Annotated in this window: 16 protein-coding genes; 5 read left to right on the forward strand and 11 right to left on the reverse strand. The window is 73.2% G+C overall.

Annotation, left to right across the window (positions count from 1 at the left end; all coding sequences use genetic code 11):
• Positions 1-34 precede the first annotated feature (34 nt).
• Positions 35-1,243, reverse strand: coding sequence for a serine hydrolase domain-containing protein (locus ACSLIC_RS07320; protein ID WP_436736860.1), 1,209 nt, complete (start codon positions 1,241-1,243; stop codon positions 35-37).
• A 439-nt stretch (positions 1,244-1,682) separates the two neighbouring features.
• Here ACSLIC_RS07320 and ACSLIC_RS07325 point away from each other — a divergent pair, with 439 nt between their 5' ends.
• From ACSLIC_RS07325 to pepN, 3 genes are all read left to right on the forward strand, one after another.
• Positions 1,683-5,000 carry a S8 family serine peptidase gene (locus ACSLIC_RS07325; protein WP_436736861.1) on the forward strand — a complete coding sequence of 1,106 codons (3,318 nt, stop codon included), beginning with the start codon at positions 1,683-1,685 and terminating at the stop codon, positions 4,998-5,000.
• A gap of 339 nt (positions 5,001-5,339) precedes the next feature.
• Entirely contained in the window at positions 5,340-6,368 is a 1,029-nt protein-coding gene (locus tag ACSLIC_RS07330; RefSeq protein WP_436736862.1) for an aspartate-semialdehyde dehydrogenase, read from the forward strand.
• Positions 6,369-6,518: 150 nt separating this feature from the next.
• Positions 6,519-9,095: an aminopeptidase N gene (gene pepN, locus ACSLIC_RS07335; protein ID WP_436736863.1), complete on the forward strand. Its 2,577-nt coding sequence runs from the start codon at positions 6,519-6,521 to the stop codon at positions 9,093-9,095.
• Between the two features lie 85 nt (positions 9,096-9,180).
• On the opposite strand, the gene alc is transcribed toward pepN, so the two are convergent.
• The 9 genes from alc to ACSLIC_RS07380 form a co-directional block, all read right to left on the reverse strand.
• The gene (alc, locus tag ACSLIC_RS07340) at positions 9,181-10,341 is read right to left on the reverse strand and encodes an allantoicase (RefSeq protein WP_436736864.1); all 1,161 of its coding nucleotides are present in this window, start codon (positions 10,339-10,341) and stop codon (positions 9,181-9,183) included.
• 143 nt (positions 10,342-10,484) lie between these two features.
• A complete protein-coding gene (locus tag ACSLIC_RS07345; protein WP_436736865.1) occupies positions 10,485-11,831 on the reverse strand; it encodes a formimidoylglutamate deiminase in 1,347 nt (448 codons plus the stop codon).
• Entirely contained in the window at positions 11,828-13,051 is a 1,224-nt protein-coding gene (locus ACSLIC_RS07350) for an allantoate amidohydrolase (protein ID WP_436736866.1), read from the reverse strand. The genes ACSLIC_RS07345 and ACSLIC_RS07350 overlap by 4 nt, the downstream gene beginning before the upstream one ends.
• On the reverse strand, positions 13,051-13,779 hold the full coding sequence (locus ACSLIC_RS07355; RefSeq protein WP_436736867.1) for an amino acid ABC transporter ATP-binding protein: 729 nt from the start codon (positions 13,777-13,779) through the stop codon (positions 13,051-13,053). Before ACSLIC_RS07355 ends, ACSLIC_RS07350 begins: the two co-directional genes overlap by 1 nt.
• The gene (locus ACSLIC_RS07360; protein ID WP_436736868.1) at positions 13,779-15,281 is read right to left on the reverse strand and encodes an ABC transporter substrate-binding protein/permease; all 1,503 of its coding nucleotides are present in this window, start codon (positions 15,279-15,281) and stop codon (positions 13,779-13,781) included. Before ACSLIC_RS07360 ends, ACSLIC_RS07355 begins: the two co-directional genes overlap by 1 nt.
• A 279-nt stretch (positions 15,282-15,560) precedes the next feature.
• Positions 15,561-16,313 carry an IclR family transcriptional regulator gene (locus ACSLIC_RS07365; protein ID WP_436736869.1) on the reverse strand — a complete coding sequence of 251 codons (753 nt, stop codon included), beginning with the start codon at positions 16,311-16,313 and terminating at the stop codon, positions 15,561-15,563.
• Positions 16,314-17,207: 894 nt separating this feature from the next.
• Positions 17,208-17,438: a hypothetical protein gene (locus tag ACSLIC_RS07370; protein WP_436736870.1), complete on the reverse strand. Its 231-nt coding sequence runs from the start codon at positions 17,436-17,438 to the stop codon at positions 17,208-17,210.
• A gap of 20 nt (positions 17,439-17,458) precedes the next feature.
• A complete protein-coding gene (malQ, locus tag ACSLIC_RS07375; RefSeq protein ID WP_436736871.1) occupies positions 17,459-19,753 on the reverse strand; it encodes a 4-alpha-glucanotransferase in 2,295 nt (764 codons plus the stop codon).
• A 1-nt stretch (position 19,754) separates the two neighbouring features.
• Positions 19,755-20,105 carry a hypothetical protein gene (locus tag ACSLIC_RS07380; protein WP_436736872.1) on the reverse strand — a complete coding sequence of 117 codons (351 nt, stop codon included), beginning with the start codon at positions 20,103-20,105 and terminating at the stop codon, positions 19,755-19,757.
• 348 nt (positions 20,106-20,453) lie between these two features.
• Between ACSLIC_RS07380 and ACSLIC_RS07385 the strand changes: the two genes are divergently transcribed.
• The gene (locus tag ACSLIC_RS07385; RefSeq protein ID WP_436736873.1) at positions 20,454-23,477 is read left to right on the forward strand and encodes a beta-N-acetylglucosaminidase domain-containing protein; all 3,024 of its coding nucleotides are present in this window, start codon (positions 20,454-20,456) and stop codon (positions 23,475-23,477) included.
• Positions 23,478-23,729: 252 nt separating this feature from the next.
• Here ACSLIC_RS07385 and ACSLIC_RS07390 read toward each other — a convergent pair whose 3' ends face one another.
• The gene (locus ACSLIC_RS07390; protein ID WP_436736874.1) at positions 23,730-24,308 is read right to left on the reverse strand and encodes an HNH endonuclease; all 579 of its coding nucleotides are present in this window, start codon (positions 24,306-24,308) and stop codon (positions 23,730-23,732) included.
• Between the two features lie 390 nt (positions 24,309-24,698).
• Here ACSLIC_RS07390 and ACSLIC_RS07395 point away from each other — a divergent pair, with 390 nt between their 5' ends.
• The gene (locus tag ACSLIC_RS07395; protein WP_436736875.1) at positions 24,699-25,766 is read left to right on the forward strand and encodes a mechanosensitive ion channel family protein; all 1,068 of its coding nucleotides are present in this window, start codon (positions 24,699-24,701) and stop codon (positions 25,764-25,766) included.
• The last annotated feature ends 28 nt before the right edge of the window (positions 25,767-25,794 follow it).

Below are 25,794 nucleotides of genomic sequence, written 5' to 3' on the forward strand. Positions count from 1 at the left end.
CCGGGCAGGCGGCCCCGGGCCCGTGCCCTCCGGGTCACCCCTTGCCGCAGAACTCCGACTCGACGAGGAAGGCGGCCTCGGCGGGGTCCCTCGGGGACCAGTCGCCGTTGAGGTTGACCTGATAGCTGTGACGGGTGTCGCGCGTGGTCAGGGCGGTGGTGGTGGAGCCGTGGATGCCGCCGTTGTGACCCCAGACCACGGTTCCGCAGGAGAGCTTCTGCCACATCAGGCCGAGGCCGTAACGGTCTTCGGGGTGGGAGGGGCCGACGGGAACGGTGGTGGTCATCTGGCGGAGCTGGGCGGCGGGGAGGAGCCTGCCGCCGAGCAGGGCCCGGTGGAAGCGGTCGATGTCGGCCGTGGTGGAGATCATCGCTCCGGCGGCGTCCGCCTGGCTGGGGTTCAGCTCGGTGACGTCGTGGGGCCGTTCCTGGTCGAGGTCGCCGAGGTGGGAGTAGGCGCGGCCGGCCGGGCGGGGCAGGTGCGGGTCGGTGCCGGGGGCACTGGTGCCGCTGAGGCCGAGGGGGCGCAGGATGCGGCGCTCGACCTCCTGCTCCCAGCTGCGGCCGGTGGTCTCCTCGATGACCATGCCGGCGAGGATGTAGTTGGTGTTGGAGTAGTTCCAGGCGGTGCCGGGGGCGAAGTCCGGGGCGTGGCCCATGGCGACGGTGACGAGCTGCCCGGGTGTCCAGGTGTCGTAGCGGTGCTCCAGGAACTCCTCGCCGAGGACCACCCGTTGGAATTCGGGGTCGGCGGTGTAGTTGCTGATGCCGCTGGTGTGGTTGAGGAGCTGGCGCAGGGTGATCGCGGTGCCGTCGTGGCCGTTGCCGGTGACCACGCCGGGGAGGTGCTGGTCCACGGTGTCGTCGAGGTCGAGCCGTCCCTCGCCCTGGAGTTGGAGGAGGACGGTGGCGACGAAGGTCTTGGTCAGGGAGCCGACCCGGAAGCGGTCGTCGGCGCCGCGCGCCCGGCCGGTGTCGAGGTCCGCGGTGCCGGCCGTGCCGTTCCAGACCCCGTGCCGGTCACGGGCCCGGGCGAGGGCCCCGGGGACGCCGTCGGCGACGACGGCGTCCAGGGCCCGCTGGGTCTCCTCGTGACCGGGGGTGGCGCGCTCGTCGGCGGCGGCCTGCGGGGCCATGGTGAGGGTGCCGAGGGCGGTTGCTGCGGCGAGCGCGGCGGCGGCGAAGCGCGCCGGGCGGCGGCGTCCGCGGGCGGCGCGCCGCTGGTGCTCGGTGGTACCGGTCATCGGTGGTCCCTTCCTCAGGTGCCGCCGCCCTGGGCGGGGGGCGGGTACTGCGGTGGGAGGGACCGGCAGGGCGGGCCGGGACGTTGCGCGGACCCCGGGCGCAAGAGGCGGTTTTCGGCCTTGCCGGGCCACGTTCGCAGGGGGCATGACAGCACGGCCGGGCGCGTCGCCCCAGGGGTTTCCCGCGACTCCTCCATTCCCCTCACGGAAGCGGCACATTCCGGGGGTCGGCGCGGTCCGGGCGACCGGAGGAAGCTGTTCCGCCTGACGTGGACCTGTCCACCTATGAGCGGGTACGGCGCCGTTGGCGTATGGCGGAATCCCGCCAGCTTCCCCGTCAGGCCCGGGCAACTCTCCCCAAACAACGGCCACTTACGCAAAGCTGACCGGTCATCCGGCACCGAAATCCGGACCCCTTCTTCCACTTACAGGGATGCTGATGACCTCCGAATCCCCGCAGGCGCCCATATCGGGTGCCAGACGGGCCGCCCGCGTCGCGGTCGCGGCCGGCCTGGTGGCCGCCCTCTGCGCCGGCGCACCGCTGCCCATGGCCTTCGCCGCCGACGAGCCGGCCGCCGCGCCGACCGTCAAGAGCGCCGCCGAGAAGCTCGGCTCCGCGGACGCCGAACGCCTCGCCGAGGCCAAGGCCGACGGCGACAAGCACGTCACCATGATGATCGCCACCCAGCCGGGGAAGACCGCCGAGGTCGCCGGGAAGCTGAAGGCGGTCAAGGGCGGGTCGGTGGGCAAGACCCACGACAAGCTCGGCTACGTCCGGGCGACCGTCCCCACCGGCCGGGCGGACGCCGCCATCAAGGCCGCGGCCAAGCTCTCCGCCGTCCACGGGATCGACCTGAACCAGGAGATCCAGCTGGACGACCCGACGCCCGCGGGCGACCGGGCCAAGGGCGCCGGGAGCAGCGCCGCCGAGGCGGACGACGCCCACGGCGCTCCGAACGCGAAGACGCCGGCGAAGAACCCGTTCAACCCGTCCTTCGAGACGGGCGCGGTCGAGTTCGTCGAGAAGAACCCGAAGGCGGACGGCCGGGGCATCACCATCGGCATCCTCGACTCGGGCGTCGACCTGGGCCATCCGGCGCTGCAGAAGACCACCACGGGCGAGCGCAAGATCACCGACTGGGTGACCGCGACCGACCCGATCGTCGACGGCGACCAGACCTGGCGCCCGATGGTGGACGCGGTCTCCGGGCCGGCGTTCACCCACAAGGGCCGCTCGTACAAGGCCCCGGCCGGTTCGTACCAGGTGAGTGTCTTCGCGGAGGCGGCCTCCAAGGGCGGCGACGCCGACGGCGACCTCAACCGCGACGGCGACACCACCGACACCTGGGGCGTCCTCTACGACGCCGAGAACGGCACGGTGCGCGTCGACCTGAACGACAACGGCGACTTCACCGACGACGAGGTGATGCGGCCGTACAAGGACAAGTTCCAGGTCGGCTACTTCGGCGAGGACGACCCGAAGACCGACGTGGCCGAGCGCATCCCCTTCGTGGTGGAGGTCCGCAAGGGCGTCCCCATGGACCCGTACGGGGGCAGCTGGACCGGCAAGAAGGCCGACTTCGTCAACATCGGCATCATCGAGGGCTCGCACGGCACCCACGTCGCCGGCATCACCGCCGCCCACTCGCTCTTCGGCGGCAGGATGAACGGCGCGGCGCCCGGCGCCAAGCTGGTCTCCTCGCGCGCCTGCACCTGGAGCGGCGGCTGCACCTCCGTCGCGCTGACCGAGGGCATGATCGACCTCGCCGCCAACCGCGGCGTGGACATCATCAACATGTCCATCGGCGGCCTCCCGGCGCTCAACGACGGCAACAACGCCCGCGCGGAGCTGTACACCCGCATCATCGACACGTTCGGCGTCCAGCTCGTCATCTCGGCGGGCAACAGCGGCCCCGGCGCCAACACCATCGGCGACCCCAGCCTCGCCGACAAGGTCATCTCGGTCGGCGCGACCATCTCCAAGGAGACCTGGCTCGCCAACTACGGCTCCGAGGTCCGCAAGCCGTACGCGATGATGCCCTTCTCCTCGCGCGGCCCGCGTGAGGACGGCGGCTTCACGCCGACCCTCTCCGCGCCCGGCGCGTCCATCAACACCACCCAGACCTGGTCCCCGGGCGGCCCGACGCTGGAGGCCGGCTACGACCTGCCCGCCGGGTACTCGATGCTCCAGGGCACCTCGATGGCCTCCCCGCAGGCGGCCGGCGCCTCCGCGCTGCTGCTCTCCAAGGCGAAGCAGCAGGGCATCGCCCTGACCCCGGCCAAGCTGCGCTCCGCGCTCACCTCGACCGCCACCCCGATCGACGGCGTCCAGGCGTACGAGCAGGGCGCCGGACTGATCGACATCGTCGACGCCTGGAAGCAGATCAAGAAGCAGGACGGTGACGTGCACGAGTACGCCGTGCGCGCCCCGGTCGACACCGCCGTCGACGAGCTGCTGAAGGACCCCGGCCACGGCACCGGCCTCTACGACCGCGAGGGCGGCCTCAAGGTCGGCGAGAAGCGGCAGTACGACATCACGGTGACCCGCACCACCGGTCCCGCGAAGACCGTCAGCCACAAGCTGGCCCTGGTCAACAACCACGGAAACACGTTCAAGCTGGCCGGCGGCAAGAAGGTCGGCCTCAAGCTGAACGAGCCGGTCACCGTGAAGGTCTCCGCCAAGGCGGCCGCCAAGGGCCTGCACTCCGCGATCCTGACCGTGGACGACCCGTCCACCGAGGGCGTCGACAAGCAGATCATGACGACCGTGGTCGCCGCGGACGAGCTGGCCGAGCCCTCGTTCACGGTGAAGAAGTCGGGCGAGGTCGACCGCAACGAGACCCGCTCGTACTTCGTGCGGGTGCCCGAGGGCGCCAAGTCGCTGGAGGTCTCCCTCGGCGGCCTCTTCGGCAAGAGCCAGGTCCGGTTCGTCTCGATCCACCCGTACGGCGTCCCGGTCGACTCGACCTCGACCCCGGACTGCTACAACAACTACAACAACGGCAACGGCTGCCGCCCCGACCTGCGCTCCTACACCGACCCGGCCCCCGGCGTCTGGGAGATCGAGGTCGAGGCGCGCCGCACCTCGCCGCTGCTGCGCAACCCGTACCAGCTGGAGGTGGCGCTGCTCGGCGTCGCCTTCGACCCGGCGGTCCAGACCGTCCCCGAGGCCGAGGTCGGCACCCCGGCCCCGGTCGAGTGGGAGATCACCAACCAGAACGCCGCGCTGGAGGGCAAGCTCAAGGGCGGCCCGCTCGGCTCCTCGCTGAGCGAGCGCCCGGAGGTCAAGAACGGCGAGACGCAGACCAGGGAGATCACCGTCGGTGAGAACGTCGAGCGTCTCGACGTCGCCATCGGCAACGTCTCCGACGTCGCGGCCGACCTGGACCTGACCCTCTACGACGAGCAGGGCAACCAGGTCGCGCAGACCGCCGACGGCGACTCCGAGGAGGCCCTGTCGGTCGCCGAGCCGAAGCCCGGCACGTACACCGTCGAGGTCGTCGCCTACTCGGTCCCGTCGGGGACCACCGCGTACGACTACCGCGACGTGTACTTCTCCGCCGCCCTCGGCGAGGTGAAGGTCGACGCCGCGAAGGTGGAGCTCGCCACCGGCGCCTCGGCGAAGATCGCCGCCGAGGTCGTCGTCGCCGCTCCGGCCCCCGAGGGCCGGAAGTTCTTCGGCGAGGTCCAGGTGCTGAACGCCAAGGGCACCGCCGCGGGCAGCGGCAGCGTCGAGATCGGCAAGGTCACCGAGTGACCCCCGGCCGCCCGCGCTGAGCCCACACCCACCCCGGGCTCACGCGGGCGGCCGGCGGGATCGGGGCGGGTCCCTCCGGGGACCCGCCCCTTTGGCGTACCCGCGCTCCGGCCGGTGGGACGTGCGTCACGGAAATGCGGGACGAAAGCGGGCAGGACGGCGGATCGGCCCGGCCGCACCGCTCACCAGGCGGACGATCGCGTCCCACCTTCCGGACAGAGGATTGGACAGGAAGGTCCTGGTCATACGCATCATGGGCAGGCTGTCGCATCATGGGCGGGCTGCCCACTTCGTACGTCCGGCGGGCGCCCGCCGGTGAGCCAGACTGAAGGAGTCACAGTGCGGGTCGGAATCGTCGGAGCCACCGGTCAGGTCGGCACGGTCATGCGCAGAATCCTCGCCGAGCGGAACTTCCCCCTCTCCGAGCTGCGCCTCTTCGCCTCGGCCCGCTCCGCCGGGTCCACCATCGAGTGGCAGGGCGGCGAGGTCACCGTCGAGGACGCCTCCACCGCCGACTACTCCGGCCTGGACATCGTGCTCTTCTCGGCCGGCGGCGCCACCTCCAAGGCGCTCGCCGAGAAGGTCGCCGCCCAGGGCCCGGTCGTGATCGACAACTCCTCCGCCTGGCGCCGCGACCCCGAGGTCCCGCTGGTCGTCTCCGAGGTCAACCCGCACGCGGTCGCCAACCGGCCCAAGGGCATCATCGCCAACCCGAACTGCACCACCATGGCGGCCATGCCGGTACTGCGCCCGCTGCACGACGAGGCCGGCCTCGAAGCCCTCGTCGTCGCCACCTACCAGGCCGTCTCCGGCTCGGGCCTGGCCGGCGTCGCCGAGCTGCACGGCCAGACCCGGAAGGTCGTCGCCGAGGCCGACCAGCTCACCCACGACGGCGCCGCCGTGGACTTCCCCGAGCCCGGCGTCTACGCCCGCCCCATCGCCTTCAACGTCCTGCCGCTGGCCGGCGCGATCGTGGACGACGGCTCCTTCGAGACCGACGAGGAGCAGAAGCTCCGCAACGAGTCCCGCAAGATCCTTCAGATCCCGGAGCTGAAGGTCTCCGGCACCTGCGTGCGCGTCCCGGTCTTCTCCGGCCACTCCCTCCAGATCAACGCCCGCTTCGCCCGCCCGCTGGGCGTCGAGCGCGCCACCGAGCTGCTGAAGGCCGCCGAGGGCGTCGAGCTGTCCGAGATCCCCACCCCGCTCCAGGCCGCCGGCCAGGACCCGTCGTACGTGGGCCGCATCCGGGTGGACGAGACCGTCGAGAACGGCCTCTCCCTGTTCGTCACGAGCGACAACCTGCGCAAGGGCGCGGCCCTCAACGCCGTCCAGATCGCCGAGCTGGTCGCCGCCGAGCTGAAGGGCTGACGCCGCCGCGCGGCCCGCGCCGCGCCCCGCGTACCGCTCGCCGGAGGGCGGGTACCGGTATCCGGTGCCCGCCCTTCCCCCTACCCGGGCCGCCCGTGGAAAGATGAGCCGAACGTCACCATCGGCGTACCCATCGAAGGAGATGACCGCGTGCCTGGCACGAATCTGACCCGTGAAGAGGCGCAGGAGCGGGCGCGCCTGCTGACCGTGGACGCGTACGAGATCGAGCTGGACCTCTCGGGCGCCCAGGAGGGCGGCACGTTCCGCTCGGTGACCTCGGTGCGCTTCGACAGCGCCGAGGCCGGTGCCTCGACCTTCGTCGATCTGATCGCCCCGGCCGTGCACGAGGTCGTCCTCAACGGCACCGCGCTCGACGCCGGCACGGTCTTCCGCGACTCGCGGATCGCCCTCGACGGCCTGCTCCAGGGCCGCAACGAACTGCGGGTCGTCGCCGACTGCGCCTACACCAACACCGGCGAGGGCCTGCACCGCTTCGTCGACCCGGTGGACGAGCAGGCGTACCTGTACACCCAGTTCGAGGTGCCGGACTCGCGGCGGGTCTTCGCCGTCTTCGAGCAGCCCGACCTCAAGGGCACCTTCGCCTTCACCGTGACGGCGCCCGCCGGCTGGACGGTGATCTCCAACTCGCCGACGCCCGAACCCGAGGGCGAGGTCTGGCGGTTCGAGCCGACCGAGCGCATCTCCTCGTACATCACCGCGCTCATCGCCGGCCCGTACCACGCGGTCCACTCGGTCTACGAGAAGGACGGCCAGCGGGTGCCGCTCGGCATCTACTGCCGCCCCTCGCTCGCCGAGCACCTCGACGCCGAGCACATCTTCGACGTCACCCGGCAGGGCTTCGACTGGTTCCAGGAGAAGTTCGACTACGCGTACCCGTTCGCCAAGTACGACCAGCTCTTCGTCCCGGAGTTCAACGCGGGCGCGATGGAGAACGCGGGCGCGGTCACCATCCGCGACCAGTACGTCTTCCGCTCCAAGGTGACCGACGCGGCCTACGAGCGGCGCGCGGAGACCATCCTGCACGAGCTGGCCCACATGTGGTTCGGCGACCTGGTCACCATGGAGTGGTGGAACGACCTCTGGCTGAACGAGTCGTTCGCCACCTTCACCTCGGTCGCCTGCCAGGCCGCCGCGCCCGGCTCGCGCTGGCCGCACTCCTGGACCACCTTCGCCAACGCCGAGAAGACCTGGGCGTACCGGCAGGACCAGCTGCCCTCGACGCACCCGATCATGGCCGAGATCAACGATCTCGACGACGTCCTGGTCAACTTCGACGGCATCACGTACGCCAAGGGCGCCTCCGTCCTCAAGCAGCTCGTCGCCTACGTCGGCGAGGACGCGTTCTTCGCGGGCGTGCAGGCGTACTTCAAGCAGCACGCCTTCGGCAACACCAAGCTGACCGACCTGCTCGGCGCGCTGGAGAAGACCTCCGGCCGCGACCTGACCACCTGGGCCGAGAAGTGGCTCCAGACGGCCGGGATCAACGTGCTGCGCCCGGAGATCAGCACCGACGCGGACGGCCACGTCACCTCCTTCGCGGTCCGCCAGACCGCGCCCGCGCTGCCCGCCGGCGCCAAGGGCACCGCCGTGCTGCGCCCGCACCGCATCGCCGTCGGCTCCTACGACCTGGACGAGGCGGGCCGCCTGGTGCGCACCGGACGGATCGAGCTGGACGTCGACGGGGAGCTGACCGAGGTCCCCGAACTGGCCGGCACCCGCCGCCCGGCCGTCTTCCTCCTCAACGACGACGACCTGTCGTACGCCAAGGTCCGCCTCGACGAGGACTCCCTCGCCGTCGTCACCGCGCACCTGGGCGACTTCGCCGAGTCGCTGCCGCGCGCCCTGTGCTGGGCCTCCGCCTGGGACATGACCCGCGACGGCGAGCTGGCCACCCGCGACTACCTCGACCTGGTGGTCACCGGCATCGCCAAGGAGAGCGACATCGGCGTGGTCCAGTCCCTCCAGCGGCAGGTCCACATGGCGATCGAGCAGTACGCCGACCCCGCCTGGCGTCCCGAGGGCCTGACCCGCTGGACCGCGTTCGCCCTGGAGCAGCTGCGCGCGGCTGCCCCCGGCAGCGACCACCAGCTGGCCTGGGCCCGCGCCTTCGCCGACACCGCCCGCACCGACGCCCAGCTCGACCTGCTGGAGGCGCTGCTGGACGGCGGCGAGACCATCGAGGGCCTGGCCGTCGACACCGAGCTGCGCTGGGCGCTGCTGCACCGCCTGGCCGCGACCGGCCGCGCCGACGAGGGCGCCGTCGACGCGGAGCTGGCCCGGGACCGTACGGCCGCCGGTGAGCGGCACGCCGCCTCGGCGCGCTCGGCCCGCCCCACCCCGGAGGCCAAGGCCGCCGCGTGGGCCTCGGTGGTGGAGTCGGACAAGCTCGCCAACGCGGCCCAGGAGGCCGTCATCGGCGGCTTCGTCCAGTACGACCAGCGCGAGCTGCTGGCGCCGTACACCGCGAAGTACTTCGCGGCCGTCAAGGACGTGGCCGCCGGCCGCAGCCACGAGATGGTCCAGCAGATCGTGGTGGGGCTCTACCCGGCGCTCCAGATCTCCCAGGAGACCCTGGACGCCACCGACGCCTGGATCGAGGCCAACGACCCGACCCCGGGCCTGCGCCGCATGATCACCGAGTGCCGGGCGGGCGTCGAGCGCGCCCTGCGCGCCCGCGAGGCGGACGCGGCGGCCGGCCGCGCCTGACCCCGCTCCCCCGCCGTACGAACGGTCCCGCCCGTCCCTTCTCGCGAGGGGCGGGCGGGACCGTCGTACGTGGCGGGGGTGCGGCTCAGCCGGTCAGGCGGCGGAAGCGGTCGGCGAGGACGGCGGCCCCCGCCTCGGTCAGCTCGCCGTGCAGCCGCATCCGGGCGACGCCGCCGTCGGGGAAGGCGTCGAGGCGGACGTGGGTCGCGGTGGCCGGGGCGGCCAGGCGGAAGCGGTGCGGGGTGTCGGGCTGGAGCCGGGTGCGCGGCAGGATCTCGTACCACTCGCCCATCTCGCCGTCCCGGGCGCTGAGCGCGACCCAGCCGGCCGCGTTCCCCTTGAGGTAGGCGGTGTCGATCTCCACGGCGCGGATCACGCCCTGCGCGGCGAGCCGGAACCGCACCCAGTCGTGGGTGTCGCGGACGCGGCGGCGCCGGTTCTCCCAGCCGTCGTCCATCTTCCGCGAGGTGCCCGGCAGGATGATCTGCGTCGGCGAGGAGTAGAACCGGTCGGAGGCGTCCTCGTACACGCCGCCGTGGAGTACGGAGGCGAGGTCCACGGTGCCGAGCAGGCCGAGCCACTCGGGGTCGGGGACGACCTCGCCGTGGACCCGCAGGCGGGCGATGCCGCCGTCGGGGTGCTGGCACAGGCGCAGGTGGGTGAAGCGGCGCTCGACGTCGAAGGCGAAGCCGTTGGCGGCGTGGCCCAGGACCGGGGTGGGCGGCAGCAGTTCCTCCCACTTCACGTCGGAGGCGAGCAGCTCCTCGGGGCCGGGGGTGCCCTCGACGGAGGTGGCCTGGAGCGAGACGCGCTGCGGGTAGTTGCCGCGGAAGTGCGCGGTGTCCACGACCACGCCCTTGACCAGGCCGGGCGCGCCGAGCCGGATCAGCGCCCAGTCGTACTCCCCGGGCGCCGGGAACGGCGTGTCCGGGCCCGCGCCGCGCCGGCGCCGGGTCTCCCAGCCGTCCATGACCTTGCCCTTGTGCCCGAAGTGCTCCGGGTCGAAGACGGCCCGCTCGCGCACCAGCAGGTTCTCCCGCTGCGCGAAGAACTCGTCGTTGGCCGCGATCACCCCGGCCCCCAGCCTGCGGTCGGCGAGGTCGACCAGGTCGGTGGCGGAGAAGTCGACTCCGTGGGTGCGGTAGTCGCCGTAGGGGTCGCCTCCGGGGTAGGGGGAGGCGTCGTTGGCGTGCGGGTCGTCGGCGTGGGCGTCCTGGCTGTCCGGGGTGGCGGGGTGCGGGGTCATGGGGCGACTGTGGCAGGGGGGCGTGCTCGCGTCCATCGAAACTTCCGGCGGGACCGCCCGGCCGAGACGACCGGCCGCCGGCCGCGGCGGCGGGGGCCCGGCTGAAGAGCCGCGCGTACGAGGGGAGCCGAGGTGACGTGGCGTCACTCCGTCAGGCGGGCGATCGACCGTGCCAGCGCGCGGCCGATGTCCGCCTGCTCCTCCCTGCGGTACACCAGTCGGCCATCGGTCATCGTGCGGACGACGTCGGCTGCGGTAGCCGCGAAGACGGCTGTCTCCGGGGTCACGCCGGTACCCGCGGTGCGGGGCGAGCACAGGTCGAGAGTGACCAGGTCGGCGCGGAGGCCGACCGCGATCCGGCCGGCGTCGGGGAATCCGAGGCTGTCGTGACGGGCGCCGGCGGTCAGGAGTTCGGCGGCGGTCCAGTGGCCGCGCTCCCGGCTGGCCAGCCGTTCGTCGAGTTCGACGGCGCGCATGTCCTCGAAGGGGTCGACGACGGCGTGGCTGTCCGAACCGATCGACAGGCGGGCCCCTGCCTCGTGCAGGGCCCGGCTGGGGCCGATGCCGTCGCCGAGGTCACGCTCGGTGGTGGCGCAGAAGCACGCGAAGGCACGGTGCGCGCCGAGTCGCGCGATGTCGTCCCCCGTCAGGTGCGTGGCGTGCACGGCGGTGGTGTTCGGCCCCAACAAGCCGTGATCGTCGAGAAGTTGGGTGGGGGTGCGACCGGTGGCCGCCAGACAGTCCCGGTTCTCGGCGGTCTGCTCGCTCAGGTGTACGTGTAGCGGCAGCCCGTCCGCGGCCCCGCCCACCGTCGCCAGCTGCCCGCTGGGCACGGCACGTACGGAGTGCACGGCCACGCCCGCCACGACGTCGGCGGCCCCCGCCACCTGCTCGCGCAGGCGGGCGAACCGCTCCGCCCAGCCGTGTGCGTCGCCGTCGCTGTAGCGTGTCTGGACGCCGACGGGCGGGGCGCCGAAGCCGCTGGAGAGGTAGCAGGTGTCGAGCAGGGCGATGCGCAGGCCGGCGGCGCGCGCGGCGTCGACGAGGGCCAGGCCCATGGCGTTGGGGTCGGCGTAGGGCCGCCCGTCGAGCTGGTGGTGGAGGTAGTGGAACTCCCCCACCGTGGTGAACCCGGCGGCTGCCATCTCGCGGAAGACCGCGGTGGCCAGGTCGCGGTAGAGGTCGGGGTCGAGACGTTCGGCGGCGGCGTACATCTGCTCGCGCCAGGTCCAGAAGGTGCCGCGGGCGCGCTGGGTCCGGCCGCGCAGCACGCGGTGGAAGGCGTGCGAGTGTGCGTTGGCGAGCCCGGGGACGGTCAGCCCGGGAACGCGCTCGGCAGCCACGCGGCGTGCCGCGTCCGGGCCGGCCGCCTCACCCCGGGCAGGGGGGCCGGGTGTCACGGCGGTGAAGCGCCCGTCCTCGATCTCGACCAGGACGTCTTCGCGCACGCCGTCGGGGAGCAGGGCGTGTTCGAGCAGGAAGGCGTTCACGAGGCCTCCAGGAGATCGACGAGTACGTCGGTCAGCGCCTCGACGCCCGCGACGCAGTCGGCTTCCTCGGCGTACTCCTCGGGGCTGTGCGAGACCCCCGAGGGGTTGCGGACGAAGAGCATGGCGGCCTGGGCACCGGCGGCGGCGAGGATACCCGCGTCGTGTCCGGCCTGGGTGGGGAGCAGGGGCCACGGTGCCGTATCGCCGGCACCGGCGACCCGGGCCGCCAACGCGGGCGGGAAGGTGATCGCCGGGGTGACCGACTCGGGGGTGACGTGGACCGTGGTGCCGTCGGCCCGAGCGTGCTCGGCGGCGTCGGCCTCGATCAGGGCGACGACGCTGTCCAGCGTCTCCTCGTCGGCGCAGCGGGCGTCGAGCCACGCGGTCACCTGGGAGGGGATGGCGTTGGTGCCGTTGGGGACGACGTCGAGGCGGCCGAAGGTGGCCCGTCGGCCGCCGGCCCGGGCGTGCCGCGCGGCGGCCAGCGCGATGGCCGCATAGGTCAGCATCGGGTCGGCGCGGTCTTCCATGCGGGTGGTGCCGGCGTGGTCGGCGCGTCCCCGGATGTCGAACCGGTACCTGCCGTGCGGCCAGATCGTGCTGGCCACTCCCACCGGCCGGTCCATGTCGACGAGGGCGCGGCCCTGTTCGACGTGGAGCTCGACGAAGGTGCCCACGCGGGCCAGGCGTTCGGGGTCGGCGCCCAGTCGGCGCGCATCGTGGCCGACTTCGGTCAGCGCGTCGGCGAGCCGGTTGCCGTCGCGGTCCTTCAGCGCTAGGGCGCGGTCGGCGTCCAGGGCCCCGGTCATCAGGCGCGAGCCCAGGCAGGCGATGCCGAAGCGGGAGCCCTCCTCCTCGGTGAAGTTGACGACGGCGAAGGGCCGGGCGGGGATGATGCCGCGGGCACGCAGCGCGTCGACGGCGAGCAGTGCGCACACCACGCCGAGCGGACCGTCGTAGGCTCCGCCGTTCGGCACGGAGTCGAGGTGGCTGCCGGTGATCACCGCGTCGGGTCCCGGCGCTCCCCACCAGGCCCACTGGTTGCCGTTGCCGTCGGTCTCCACGTCGAGGCCGCGGCGGCCGGCCTCATGGGCGAACCAGTGCCGCAGGTCGAGGTCGGTTCCGGTCCAGGCGTGCCGGTGGTAGCCACGGGTGCGCGGGTCGCGGCCGAGGGGCGCGAGATCGTCCCACAGGCTGCGGAAAGTGTTGACGGCGGACATCACAGAACCTTGTCGAGGAAGGAGCGGACACGTTCGTTGGGGTTGGCGGGCGAGAAGAACTCGTCCGGGGGCAGGTCGCAGACGATGGTGCCGCCCGCGATGAAGACGACGCGGTCGGCGACCTCCCGGGCGAAGCCCATCTCGTGGGTGACGACGACCATGGTCATACCCTCCTTGGCCAGGTCGGTCATGACGCCGAGGACGTCGGCCACGACCTCGGGGTCGAGAGCGGAGGTCGGCTCGTCGAAGAGCATGACCTTGGGGTCCATGGCCACGGCGCGGGCGATGGCGACGCGCTGCCGCTGGCCGCCGGAGAGCCGGTTGGGGTAGACGTCCTCGCGGTCCGCCAGGCCGAAGCGGGCGAGCAGGGCGCGCGCCTTGGTCTCGGCTTCCTCCCCGGGCCGCCGGTGGACCTTGGTCTGGGGCAGGATCACGTTCTTCAGCGCGGTCATGTGCGGGAAGAGGTTGAACTGCTGGAAGACCATGCCCATGCGGGAGCGCACCTGGTCCAGGTCGCTGCCGGGGCCCAGTTCGCCGCCGTCGAAGACGACCTTCCCGCCGGTGGGTTCCTCCAGCAGGTTCAGACAGCGCAGGAAGGTGGACTTTCCGCCGCCGCTGGGACCGACGACGGCGACCACCTGTCCGGATTCGACGGCGAAGTCCACGCCGGAGAGGACTTCGTGGTCTCCGTAGGACTTGCGCAGGCCGTGCGTTTCCAGGAGAGCCATCAGACGTACACCGCCATCTTCTTCTCGAGCTTGCTCATGCCCAGGCTGATCGCGTTGGTGATCAGCCAGTACAGGAGGCCGATGAACACGTAGACGGTCACCGCGTCGAAGGTGCGGGAGATGATCGTCTGTCCCACGAGGAACAGCTCGTGGATGGTGATGAAACTGACCAGGGCGCTGTTCTTGGTCATGGCCACGAACTCGTTGGCCAGGGGTGGCAGCATGCGCAACCCCGCCTGTGGCAGGACGACGTGGCGCATCGCCTTCGCGTGCGACATGCCGGTGGAGCGGGCGGCCTCGTACTGGCCCTTCTCGACGGACTGGACGGCTCCGCGCAGGATCTCGGTGACATAGGAGCCGGAGTAGAGGCCCAGGGAGAGCACGCCCGCCGTCACAGGGGGCAGCTGCAGGCCGAGCTGGGGCAGGCCGAAGTAGACGAAGAACATCTGCACCACGAAGGGGGTGCCGCGGATGACGGAGACGTAGATCCCTGCGATCCAGCGCAGCGGCCGCAGGCGGCTGAGCCGACCCAGACCACCCAGCAGCCCGAGGACGAGACTGAGCACCAGGGCCATGCCGATCACCGCGAGGGTCAGGAGCAGACCGCTCCAGATCTCCCCCGCCGACTCGGTGATCGTGCCGAGGTTGATGAAGCCCTGCTCGTCGGCCGTGTCGGCCTTGGGCTTCTGGCCGAACCACTCGGCGGTCAGGGCGTCGTAGGAGCCGTCCTTCTTCATCGAGGCGAGGGCCGTGTCGAACGCCTCGGTGAGGGAGTCGTCACCGCGCTGGAAGGCGTAGCCGTAGTTCTCGTCGGTGAGCGGGTCGCCGACCATCTTCAACTTGCCGTGCTGGGCGATGTAGTACTGGGCGGCCGGGGCGCCGGTGACCACAGCGTCGGCCTGGCCGAGTGCGACCGAGGAGAACATCTGCTCGTTGGTCTGGACGGAGACGACCTCGGCGTCGGGAGCGTTCTCCTTGAGCCACTCCACCGACTTGGTGCCGACCTGGACGGCGATCCGCTTTCCCGCGGCGTCCTTGATCGAGCTGATGTCGTCGTTCTCCTCGGGGACGAAGAGGCCGAGGCCACCGGGGTAGTAGATGTCCGAGAACTCGACGGCCTTCTCGCGCTCCTCGCTGACGTAGATCGCGGAGGCGCCGACGTCGACCTGGTCGGCCTGGAGCGCGGGCACGATGTTGCCGAACCCGATCTGTTCGAACTTGACGTGCTTGATGCCGGCCTTCTTGGCGAGCGCCTGGACCAGGTCGATGTCGAAGCCGGTCTTGGTGCCGTCGGCCTTGGTGAACTCGAAGGGCGGGAAGGTGGCGTCGGTGCCCACCCGCAGGGTGGCCTTGCCGCTGCGCAGTCGGTCGAGCTTGGCGTCGCCCCCGTCGGCGGCCTGGGCGGATGTCGTAGCCACGGCGCCGAGGGCGCCGACGAGGCTGATCAGGAGCAGGAGCGCGGTCGACCAGCGGCGTATGCGCGCTCCGAAGAGGGTGGACAAGGTTCGCCTCGTTTCTGGGCCCGGATGAGGCACGGGCGTCGGTCGCGACAGGAGCGGGCCTGGCGCCGGTGCACCAGGCAACCCGTGCCAGGAGGGTGCGGGTGGGTGGCGCGGCGGTGCGCCTGCTCTGCGGCCCCGGGTCCGATCCGTGCGCGGCGGTGCGCCGGGGCCCGCTTCGACGGGGGCGCCGGGAAAGGTGACGAGGCTGGAGGGGCTTGAGGGGTCGGACCGGGGGTCAGTAAGGCCGACCGGACCCGACGGGGACGGGCGGGCGCCCGTTCACGGAGCGGGGTGTTTCAGGCGGGCCACGTCGGCCGCGGCGGCGCGGGTGAGCGTGACCAGGTGGTCGTGGCGGGAGCGGACCCGGAACTCGGGCGCCATGGTGCTGATCGTGGCGAGCAGCGCGCCCTTGGCGTCGAGGACGGGGACGCTCACACCCCACACACCCTGGTCGAGCATGCCGACGCTGGTGGCGTGCCCGCGTTCCCGGACGAGGGCGAGTTCCCGGTCAAGTTTTTCCCACTCGATGGGATCAAGTCCGTATCTGGTGGCCAGTTCGCGCACCCGTGCGGTGGGTAGGTGCGCGAGGAGTGCCTGGGCGCTGGCGCCGCGGATGAGCGGACGACTGGCCCCCGACGAGAAGCAGCAGCGGACGACCTCGGCCCCCTCGGCGGCCTCCACGCACAGGACGCGGTCACCGCTGGGAATCAGGAACGCCGCCAGCTCACCGGTGTCCTCGGCGAGCTGGGCGAGCCGCCGGGCGACGGCCCCCTGGGAGAGGACGTGCCGTCGGTAGTTCCCCGCCATCTGCACGCTACGCGGGCCCGCACAGTATCGGCCTCGGGTCCCGGTCGTGGTGACCAGACCCGCGTCGATCAAGGTGGCCAGATGCCGGTAGACGGCACTGGCCGGGACCCCCGTGGCGCGGCGGATGTCTTCCACGCTGGGGCTGGGAAGTTCAGCGAAGACCGCCAGAACCGCGGCCAGGCGGGCGCCCGACCCGGCCCCGCCGGTGGCCGGAGAGGTGGTCATGACGGGAACATATGCGCGGGATGGGGACTCGGTCCAATCATTTTCCCACCCATTGGGAATATTTCTCCCAGGTTGCCGGCGCGGCAAAGTCGCCCGCACACGCTGCGCGCTCCCGACGGATCACCCGCGCCGCAACCACCAGCAACGGCACCACCGTCACGACCAGCCGTGATCAGGAACTACAGCCGCCGCGCCTGAAGAATCAAGGCCGATGCCTCCGCTCGCGCCGTGCGACTACCCGGTACGTTCGGCGCGGCCGTGACCCAGGGCTTTCCCCGGGGAGAGGAATGGCCCGTGAATCAGTGCGCGAACTGTTCGGAGCGGCCCGAACAGGCCCGATACACCCGTCTTCCCCGTGAGGCCGGGGCCGGCCTTTCACGTCCCCAGCCCACCCTTGCAGTGTGCGGATGCCCCGCACCGCTGTCGCGCCGAGTCGCACTGCCGGGCTCGCCCTCGCCTCGCGCCTGCCGCTCACTTCGCGCTCCAGCGCGGACGTGCGGGCAGAGGCGTCCGTCGACAGCACCGTCGGAACCTGGACCGGGCCCGACGGAGAACTGCTGATCCTCCATCAGGGCCGCACGTGCACGTCCGCCCGTCTCGCAGGTCCGCCGCCAGCGCGCGGTTCTCGGCGAGATCCAGCTTCACCACCTGCCGGCCGTCATCGTCACGGGGGTCATGCACAGTCCGGAAGGTGTTCCGGACGACTCCCGTAAGAACTACCGTCGGTCATAACATTCCGCCTCAAGCCCGACCGGCACGGCCGGACGAAGCGCAGCCGAGATCAGCCCGGCCGGCGCCTGAGGCCACCGAATGACCGGCACGGCCGGAGGAGCGCAGCAAAAAGACCGGCCCGGCCCGGGGCCAAGGCCACCGAGCCGGACCGGAAAGTAGAGGTCAGGCGCTCTTGCGGGACTTGTCCATGACCATGACGAGCCCGGCAATCGCCACGAACAGCACGATGGGCAGCGCCACGAAGAGCCCGAGGGTCTCCAGCACACTCAGCCCCGCCCCGGGGTCATCCCCGTCGTCGCGCGTCAGCGCCAGCGCGGGGGACGTCATGAGCAGCGTCGTCAGCGTCGTACCGGCGACCACCGCACCGGCGCGCAGAGAGTTCTTCTTGTCCACGGTGCCAACGTAGCGAACGCCTAGACGGGCCGCGCGTCCGGGGGTGCCGTACGGGCCACGGGGGCGGGTGCCTGGTCCTCGGTGGCGACGGTGCGCAGCAGTCGGGCCAGGCGTGGGGAGGCGGTCAGCTGTTCCAGGGCGACGGGGTGGCCGTGGGCGTCGGCGATGGGCAGGCGCCAGTTGGGGTACTGGTCCCAGGTGCCCGGGAGGTTCTGGGGGCGGCGGTCGCCGGTGCCGTCGGGGAGCCAGACGCCGATCATGCGGGCCGGGGTGCGGAGCAGGAAGCGGTGCACGGCGAGGACGGCGGCCTCCTCGTCGGGGGCGGCGCCGGGCGGGTGGCCGCCGGGCGCCGCGCCCATCAGGCCGAGGCCGTCGAGGACGGTGAGCCAGGTGGCGGTGGCGGCGGCCTCCTCGGCCTCCTCCTCGGCGAGGGGGCGGGTGAGCAGCCCGAGCCGGTGGCGGAGGCGGACGTGGTCCCCGGTGAGGCGGGAGGCGGTGGAGGGCAGGTCGTGGGTGGTGGCGGTGGCGACGCAGGAGGCGCGCCACGCCTCCGCGGGCAGCGGCAGCCCGGTGCCGTCCCAGTCGCGCTCGAACCAGAGCACGGAGGTACCGAGCACCCCGTGCCGCTGGAGGGTCTCGCGGACGCCCGGTTCGACGGTGCCGAGGTCCTCGCCGATGACGAGGGCGTCGGCGCGGTGGGCCTCCAGGGCGAGGACGGCGAGCATCGCCTCGGCGTCGTAGTGGACGTAGGTGCCGTCGGTGGGCGGGGCGCCGACGGGGACCCACCAGAGGCGGAAGAGGCCCATCACGTGGTCGACGCGCAGGGCACCGGCGTTGCGCAGCAGGGAGCGCAGCAGGCCGCGGTAGGGGGCGTAGCCGCTCTCGGCGAGGCGGTCGGGGCGCCAGGGCGGCAGGCCCCAGTCCTGGCCGAGGGCGTTGAAGGCGTCGGGGGGCGCGCCGACGGAGATGCCGGCGGCGAAGACGTCCTGCTGGGACCAGGCGTCGGAGCCGTCGGGGTGGACGCCGACGGCCAGGTCGTGGACGAGGCCGACGGTCATCCCGGCCTCGCGGGCGGCGCGCTGGGCCTCGGCGAGCTGGGTGTCGGTGTACCAGGCGAGGCGGCGGTGGAAGTCGACGCGGGCGGCGAGTTCGGTGCGGGCGGCGGCGGTCTGCCGGGAGCGCGGGTCGGTGAGGGGCGCGGGCCACCGGGACCAGTGCGGGCCGTGGCGTTCGGTGAGGGCGGCCCAGGTGGCGTGGTCGGTGAGGGCCTGGCCCTGGGCGGCGGTGAAGTCGGCGAAGGCGGCCTGGCGGCCCGGGGGGAGCGGTACGGCGCAGAGGCGTTCGAGCGCCTCGCGCTTGAGTTCCCAGACGGCGTCGCGGTCGATGAGGGCCTCGCCGGCCAGGACCCGGCCGCGCAGTTCGGCGGCGCGGCGCAGCAGCCCGTCGAGGTGCGGGCGGACGTCGGCGGTGAGCGCGGTGTACTCGGGGATCGCCTCGACGCGCAGGTGCACCGGGTCGGGGAAGCAGCGGGAGGACGGACGGTACGGGGAGGGGTCGGTGGGGGTGCCGGGGACGGCCGCGTGCAACGGGTTGACCTGGACGAACCCGGCGCCGTGGACGCGTCCGGCCCAGGTGGCGAGTTCGGTGAGGTCGCCGAGGTCGCCCATCCCCCAGGAGCGGTGCGACAGCAGCGAGTAGAGCTGGACGAGCAGTCCCCAGGTCCGGCTCCGGGGTGCGCGGACGTGGTCGGGGGCGATGACGAGGTGGCTGGTGGCGGTGCGTCCGTCGGGGGTGGTGGCCTCGATCCGGTGGACGCCCAGCGGGACGGCCCAGAGCACGTCGGCGGCCGGGGGCAGGCCACCGCCCGCGCGGGGCGGCGGCGCGGTGGCCGCGGGGACCAGGGGAACGGTCCAGTTCCAGGCGGGGGGCGGGGCCTCCTTGGCGGGGGCGGCGCGGCGGACCGCTTCGCCCGCGTCCCGGCCGGTCGACGGGCCGGGGCGGGCCGGGACGGGGTCGGGGTCGCGGGTCAGGCGGACCCGGGTGCCCGGGGGCAGTGCCGCCAGTTCGGGCGCGGTGCGCGGGTCGGCCGACGGGGCGGCGGACCGGAGTACCAGGGTGGGCGGCAGCAGGCGGCCGACCTGTCCGGCTTCGGCCTTCTCCAGGGCGCTCCGGATCGCTTCCGGGCCGCTCGCGTCGACGCCGAGGGCGGCCAGGGCGGCCACGACGGCGGATTCGGCCGCCGCGACGGTGCGGCCCGGGGAGGGGGAGTAAGAGGTGGCGACACCGTGGAGCTCGGCGAGCCGGGACAGGGCCAATTCAGCCTCCTGAGGAAACCGCTCCGAGCAGGGCGTCCTCCGCGACGACGGCGGCGGCCGCGGCCGGCTCGCTGGTCAGCGGGGCGGTGTCGGGCAGGGGTGGTTCGCTGGTGAGCGGCGCGGCGTCGGCCAGCGGCGGCTCACTGGTGAGGGGCGGCTCGGAGAGTCCGTAGGCGCAGGAGCCTTCGAGACCGGAGTCGGGGTGGGACACCAGGGAGTAGTCGACGGTGTCGGGGTCGAAGGGGTCCTCGGGTCGGCCGGCGAGGGTGGTGGGGCTGGGGATCGCCGGGAGGTCGTGCAGTTCCGGACGTTTGGAGAGGGCGGACAGGAGCAGGTGTGCCGATGCGGCCACAGGGGCCTCCTTGGTCGCGGGTGCGAAGCACGGTCACGGCAGCCCTACCCAACTTGTCGACACGCAGACGTGCGCGTCCGCACAACGTGTTCCGGGTCACATTGTGCGCGGTGGGCGGAACATCGCGAGGGGGCGCGCCCGGGGCACGCAGAATGGAGGGGCCGCCAGGGAACGCGTGAGGCCCCTTGCGGTCGTTGACACCGTTCCCCAGGGGTGATGGGCTTCCTTGCCGGTCCGTCGTCGCCGGAGCATCGCCCCGAGGCGCGTGCCCCGTCGGCCGCGCGCCACACCTCGCGCGTCATACTCCTTCTGGCCCGCCCGCCCCCGCCGTTCGTTGGGAGAGGACCCGTGCAGCTCCGCCGCAGCAGGACCGCCGCCGCCCTGGCGGTGGCGGTGATCGCCGGAACCCTGGGGGGCGCCCCGACCGCGCTGGCCGCTCCGCCCGCCCCGGACCCGGCCACCGCCGCCGACGAGGCCCCGGACGACACCAAGGGCGAGGCCGCGGGGCTGCCCTCGGTGTGGCCGCGCCCGCAGTCGCTGCGACCCGCCGGCGGCAAGGTGGCGCTGGGGACGCGGGTGGTGCTGGTGGCGCCGCTCGGCACCGATCCGTACGCGCTGAAGGCACTGCGGGAGGTGCTGCGCGCGGCCGGGGTCCGCGACATCACCGAGGTGAGCACCGACGGCGACGTGCCCGCGGGCGGGACGCCGGTGGTGCGGGTCGGCGGCGAGTCCTCCGCCCGGCCGGGCGCCGGCGGCGCGGCCCTGGAGAAGGCGCTGCGCGCGCTGGGGGCGGGCGCCCGCGGGGATCTGCCGCCCGGCGGGTACCGGCTGGCGGCCGGGGAGGCCGCCGGACGGCCGGCGGTGGCGATGGCCGGCGTCGGCGAGGACGGCCTGTTCCACGCGGTGCAGACGCTGCGTCAGCTGGTGCGCGACGGCGTGGTGCCGGGCGTGGTGGTCCGCGACTGGCCGGGGACGCCGGTGCGCGGCCTCTCCGAGGGCTTCTACGGCACCCCCTGGACGACCGGGCAGCGCCTGGGCCAGCTCGACTTCCTGGGCCGCACCAAGCAGAACCACTACCTGTACGCGCCGGGCGACGACCTGTACCGGCAGGCGCGCTGGCGTGAGCCGTACCCGGCCGAGCAGCGGACGGCGTTCCGCGCGCTGGCGGAGCGGGCCCGCGAGAACCACGTGACGCTGGCCTGGGCGGTGGCGCCGGGTCAGGCGATGTGCCTCGCCTCCCAGGACGACGTGAAGGCGCTCAACCGGAAGATCGACGCGATGTGGGCGCTGGGGGCGCGCGCCTTCCAGCTCCAGTTCCAGGACGTGTCGTACAGCGAGTGGCACTGCGACGAGGACGAGGCGGAGTTCGGCTCGGGTCCGGCCGCCGCGGCCCGCGCCCAGGCCCGGGTGGCCAACGCGGTCGCCGCGCACCTGGCGGAGCGCCACCCCGGTTCGCGGCCGCTGTCGCTGATGCCGACGGAGTACTACCAGAAGGGCGCCACCTCGTACCGGCGCGCGCTCGCCTCCGAGCTGGAGGCCGACGTGCAGGTGGCGTGGACCGGTGTCGGGGTGGTGCCGCGCACCATCACCGGCCGGGAGCTGGCGGGCACCCGCGAGGTGCTCGGCCACCCGCTGGTCACCCTGGACAACTACCCGGTCAACGACTACGCGCGGGACCGGATCTTCCTCGGCCCCTACACGGGCCGGGAACCGGCGGTCGCCACCGGTTCGGCGGCGCTGATCGCCACCGCGATGGAGCAGTCGACCGCCTCCCGCATCCCGCTGTTCACCTCGGGGGACTACGCCTGGAACCCGAAGGACTACCGGCCCGTGGAGTCCTGGCAGGCCGCCATGGACACGCTCGCCGGGGACGACCCGAAGACCCGTGAGGCGGTCCGGGCGCTGGCCGGCAACACCGCTTCCTCGGTGCTGGGCGCCGACGAGTCGGCGTACCTGCGGCCGCTGCTGGCGAAGTTCTGGGCGACCCGGCCGGACGCGGCCCGGGCGGCCGGGCGGCCCGGCACGGAGGCGGGGAACGCCGCCGCGCGGGCCGCCAAGGAGTTGCGCGCCGCCTTCTCGGTGATGCGGGCGGCCCCCGAGCGGCTGGCCGACGGCGAGTCGGGGCTGGCCGCGGAGGTGCGGCCCTGGTCGGAGCAGCTGGCCCGGTTCGGGCACGCCGGTGAGCTGGCGGTCGATCTGCTGGCGGCGCAGGCGCGCGGCGACGGCACCGCCGCCTGGCACGCCGAACGGGCGCTGCGGGCGGTCCGCGCGGAGACCTCGCGGAACAAGGTGACGGTCGGCGACGGCGTCCTCGGCCCGTTCCTCGACCAGGTGGTGAAGACGGCCGACAGCTGGCACGGCACGGTCGGGGGCGACGGCGAGAAGGTCGCCGACACCGGCTCCGCCTACACGGTGGCGCTGCCCCGGGTAAGGCCGCTGGCCGGGGTGACGGTGCGCACCGACCCCGGGGTCAGCGGGGTGGTCGAGGCGCGGGTGCCGGGCAAGGGCTGGCAGCCGGTGACGCGGCTGGAGCCGGGCGGCTGGACCGACGTGGAGAGTGCGGGGCTCAGCGCCGACGCGCTGCGGGTCTCGGGCCCCGAAGCCGAGCGCGTCGACCGGCTCGTGCCCTGGTACGAGGACGGCGCCGAGGCCGGGCTGCGGCTGGGCCGGGGCGAGGCGGACGCCGAGATCGGCGGCGGGCGCAGCGAGGTGACGGCCCGTCTGACGGCCCACCGCCCGGGCACCGTACGCGGCGCCCTGCGCGCGAGGACTCCCGAGGGCATCGAGGTCTCCGCCCCCGGCGAGTCGGTCCTGCCGCGCGGCACCGAGGTCCGCATCCCCGTCTCGGTGCGGGTCGCGAAGGGTGTGCGCCCGGGGAGCTACGAGGTGCCGGTCGAGTTCGGGGGCCGCTCGGCGACGCTGACGGTGCGGGCGTTCCCGCCCACCGAGGACACCGACCTGGTCCGCTCCGGCACGGCCACCTCCTCGGCCGACGAGACGGAGGACTTCCCGGCCGGGGCGGCGGCCGACGGCGACCCGGAGAGCCGCTGGTCCTCCCCCGCCGAGGACAACGCCTGGTGGCAGACGGAACTGCCCGAACCGGCCCGGATCGGCCGTGTGGAACTGCGCTGGCAGGACGCGTACGCCGCCGCCTACCGTGTGCAGGTCTCCAAGGACGGCCGGATCTGGCGGACGGCGGCGACGGTGAAGGACGGCAAGGGCGGCCACGAACGCGTCGGGCTGGACGCGAAGGACGTACGGTTCCTGCGCGTCCAGGGCGACAAGCGCGCCACCGCGTACGGCTACTCCCTCTTCTCCGTGGAGGCGTACGCGGTCGCGGAGAAGGAGAAGGAGAAGCCCGGCCGCGACTAGGAACCGCCGGGCTCCGGCCCACTCCCGCCCCGCTCGCGACCGCCGTCACGTGCCGTCTCGGCGTCGGCGCCGAGGACGGCGGCCCGTCGGCCCGGGGTGCCCGAGTCGGCGCCACCCCCGTCCGGTCCCCCGCCCCGGTGGAGTGGCCCACCGCCGGCCCGGCCGGCGCTTGAGGCCCTCGTGAACCGGCACACGAAGCCGAACCTCGGCCCGGCATCGGCCCGGCATCGGCCCGGCCGGCGCTTGAGGCCCCTACGCCCTCGCCCGGGCGGGGCGCATGGAGACGCCCTCGCCCCCGGCCCCCACCTTCTCGATGCGCGCCAGCGCGTCATCCCCGCCGAACGGCTGCAGATAGGGCAGCCACCGCGGGTCCCGGTGCCCGGTCCCGATGATCCGCCAGGCCAGCCCGGTCGGCGGCGCCGGCTCGGTGCGCAGGCGCCAGCCCAGTTCCATGAGGTGCCGGTCGGCCTTGACGTGGTTGCACCGTCGGCAGGAGGCGACCACGTTGTCCCACACGTGCCGCCCGCCGCGGCTGCGCGGAACGACGTGGTCGACGCTGGTGGCGACGCCCCCGCAGTACACGCACCGTCCGCCGTCCCGGGCGAACAGCGCCCGCCGGGTCAGCGGCACGGGCCCCCGGTACGGAACCTTCACGAAGCGTTTGAGCCGCACGACGCTCGGCGCGGGGACGGTGCGGCTCTCGCTGTGCAGGTAGGCGCCGGATTCCTCCAGGCAGACCGCCTTGCTCTCCAGCACCAGCACGAGTGCGCGGCGGAGCGGTACGACGCCGAGTGGCTCGTAGGACGCGTTGAGGACGAGGACGTGCGGCACGTGCGCCTCCTTGTACGCCGGCGGCGCGTGGCTCGCGCCGGGACGATCTGTTTCAGTTTCCCCTCACGCCCGGCCCGAGCGCCACCATGTCCGGGTAACGGGGTGAGGGGTCTGTGCGCCACCGGTCCCGCCGTGGGGCCGGACGGGCGGCTGTGACCTGGGGTGCGGCCGGTCCGGCGGCAGCGCGGGCCGCTCGGGTGTGCGGTCGGCCACACCGGTGGCGGAGCGCGCGGGCAGCGCCGCAGGCCGGGGGCGGTGCGCCCCGGACGGCGGCCTGGCGCCGCGATGAGGGGCCGTTAGTGTGGAGAGGCCGTCCACACCGTCTTCGCCCCGTCGCGCGACGGGGCCGCGTACTCCGGTGGGCGGCCCGTCACCGCCCGGAGGTACCCCGTGTTCCCATCCGCACCGGCCGCAGGCCGGGAGGACTCCGTCACGCTCGAAGAGGCACAGGAGCGGGCCACCGACGCGGCGAGCTGGGTGTCGGAGAACTGGTCGACGTGGCTGGAGACCGGGCTGCGCATCCTGCTGATCATCATCGTGGCGTCGGCGCTGCGGGTGATCGTCCGCAAGACGATCACCAACCTCATAGACCGGATGAACCGCACCGCGTCGGCGGTGGACGGCACGGCCCTCGGCGGGCTGCTGGTCAACGCGGAGCGGCGGCGCCAGCGGTCGCAGGCGATCGGCTCGGTGCTGCGCTCGGTCGCCTCGTTCCTCATCGTCGGCACGGCCGCGCTGATGATCCTCGACACCTTCAAGATCAACCTGGCGCCCTTGCTGGCCTCGGCCGGTGTCGCCGGTGTCGCCATCGGTTTCGGCGCGCGCAACCTGGTCACGGACTTCCTCTCCGGCGTCTTCATGATCCTGGAGGACCAGTACGGCGTCGGCGACACCATCGACGCGGGCGTCGCCACCGGTGAGGTGGTCGAGGTGGGCCTGCGCGTCACCAAGCTGCGCGGCCCCAACGGCGCCGTCTGGTACGTCCGCAACGGCGAGGTCAAGCGGATCGGCAACCTCAGCCAGGGCTGGTCCACCGCCTCCGTCGAGGTCACCGTCCGGGCCGACGAGGACCTCGACAAGGTCCGCGACACGCTCGCCGAGGTGGGCGCGCTGATCGCCAAGGACGAGCCGTGGAACGAGCGGCTGTGGGGCCCGGTGGAGGTCCTGGGCCTCGACTCCGTACTGCTGGACTCCATGGTGGTCGGCGTCTCCGCCAAGACCATGCCCGGCCAGGACCTCGCCGTCGCGCGGGAGCTGCGCTGGCGGATCAAGAAGGCGTTCGACGCGGCGGGCATCTCCATCGTGGGCGGCCCGCAGGAGGCCGCCGAGGACGACGCCCCCGCCGACCCGTCGGCCGGTATGGCCGCGCCTTCGGCCTACGCCTCCGCGACCTCGCCCCAGTCGCTGGCCGCCTCCCCGATCCCGCCGCCCGCGTCCGGCCCCAGGCTGCGCAAGTAGCCCGCTCCGCCGCCCCGTTCCCGGTCCT

The organism is Streptomyces sp. BBFR102, from assembly GCF_051397025.1.
Taxonomy (GTDB): Bacteria; Actinomycetota; Actinomycetes; order Streptomycetales; family Streptomycetaceae; genus Streptomyces.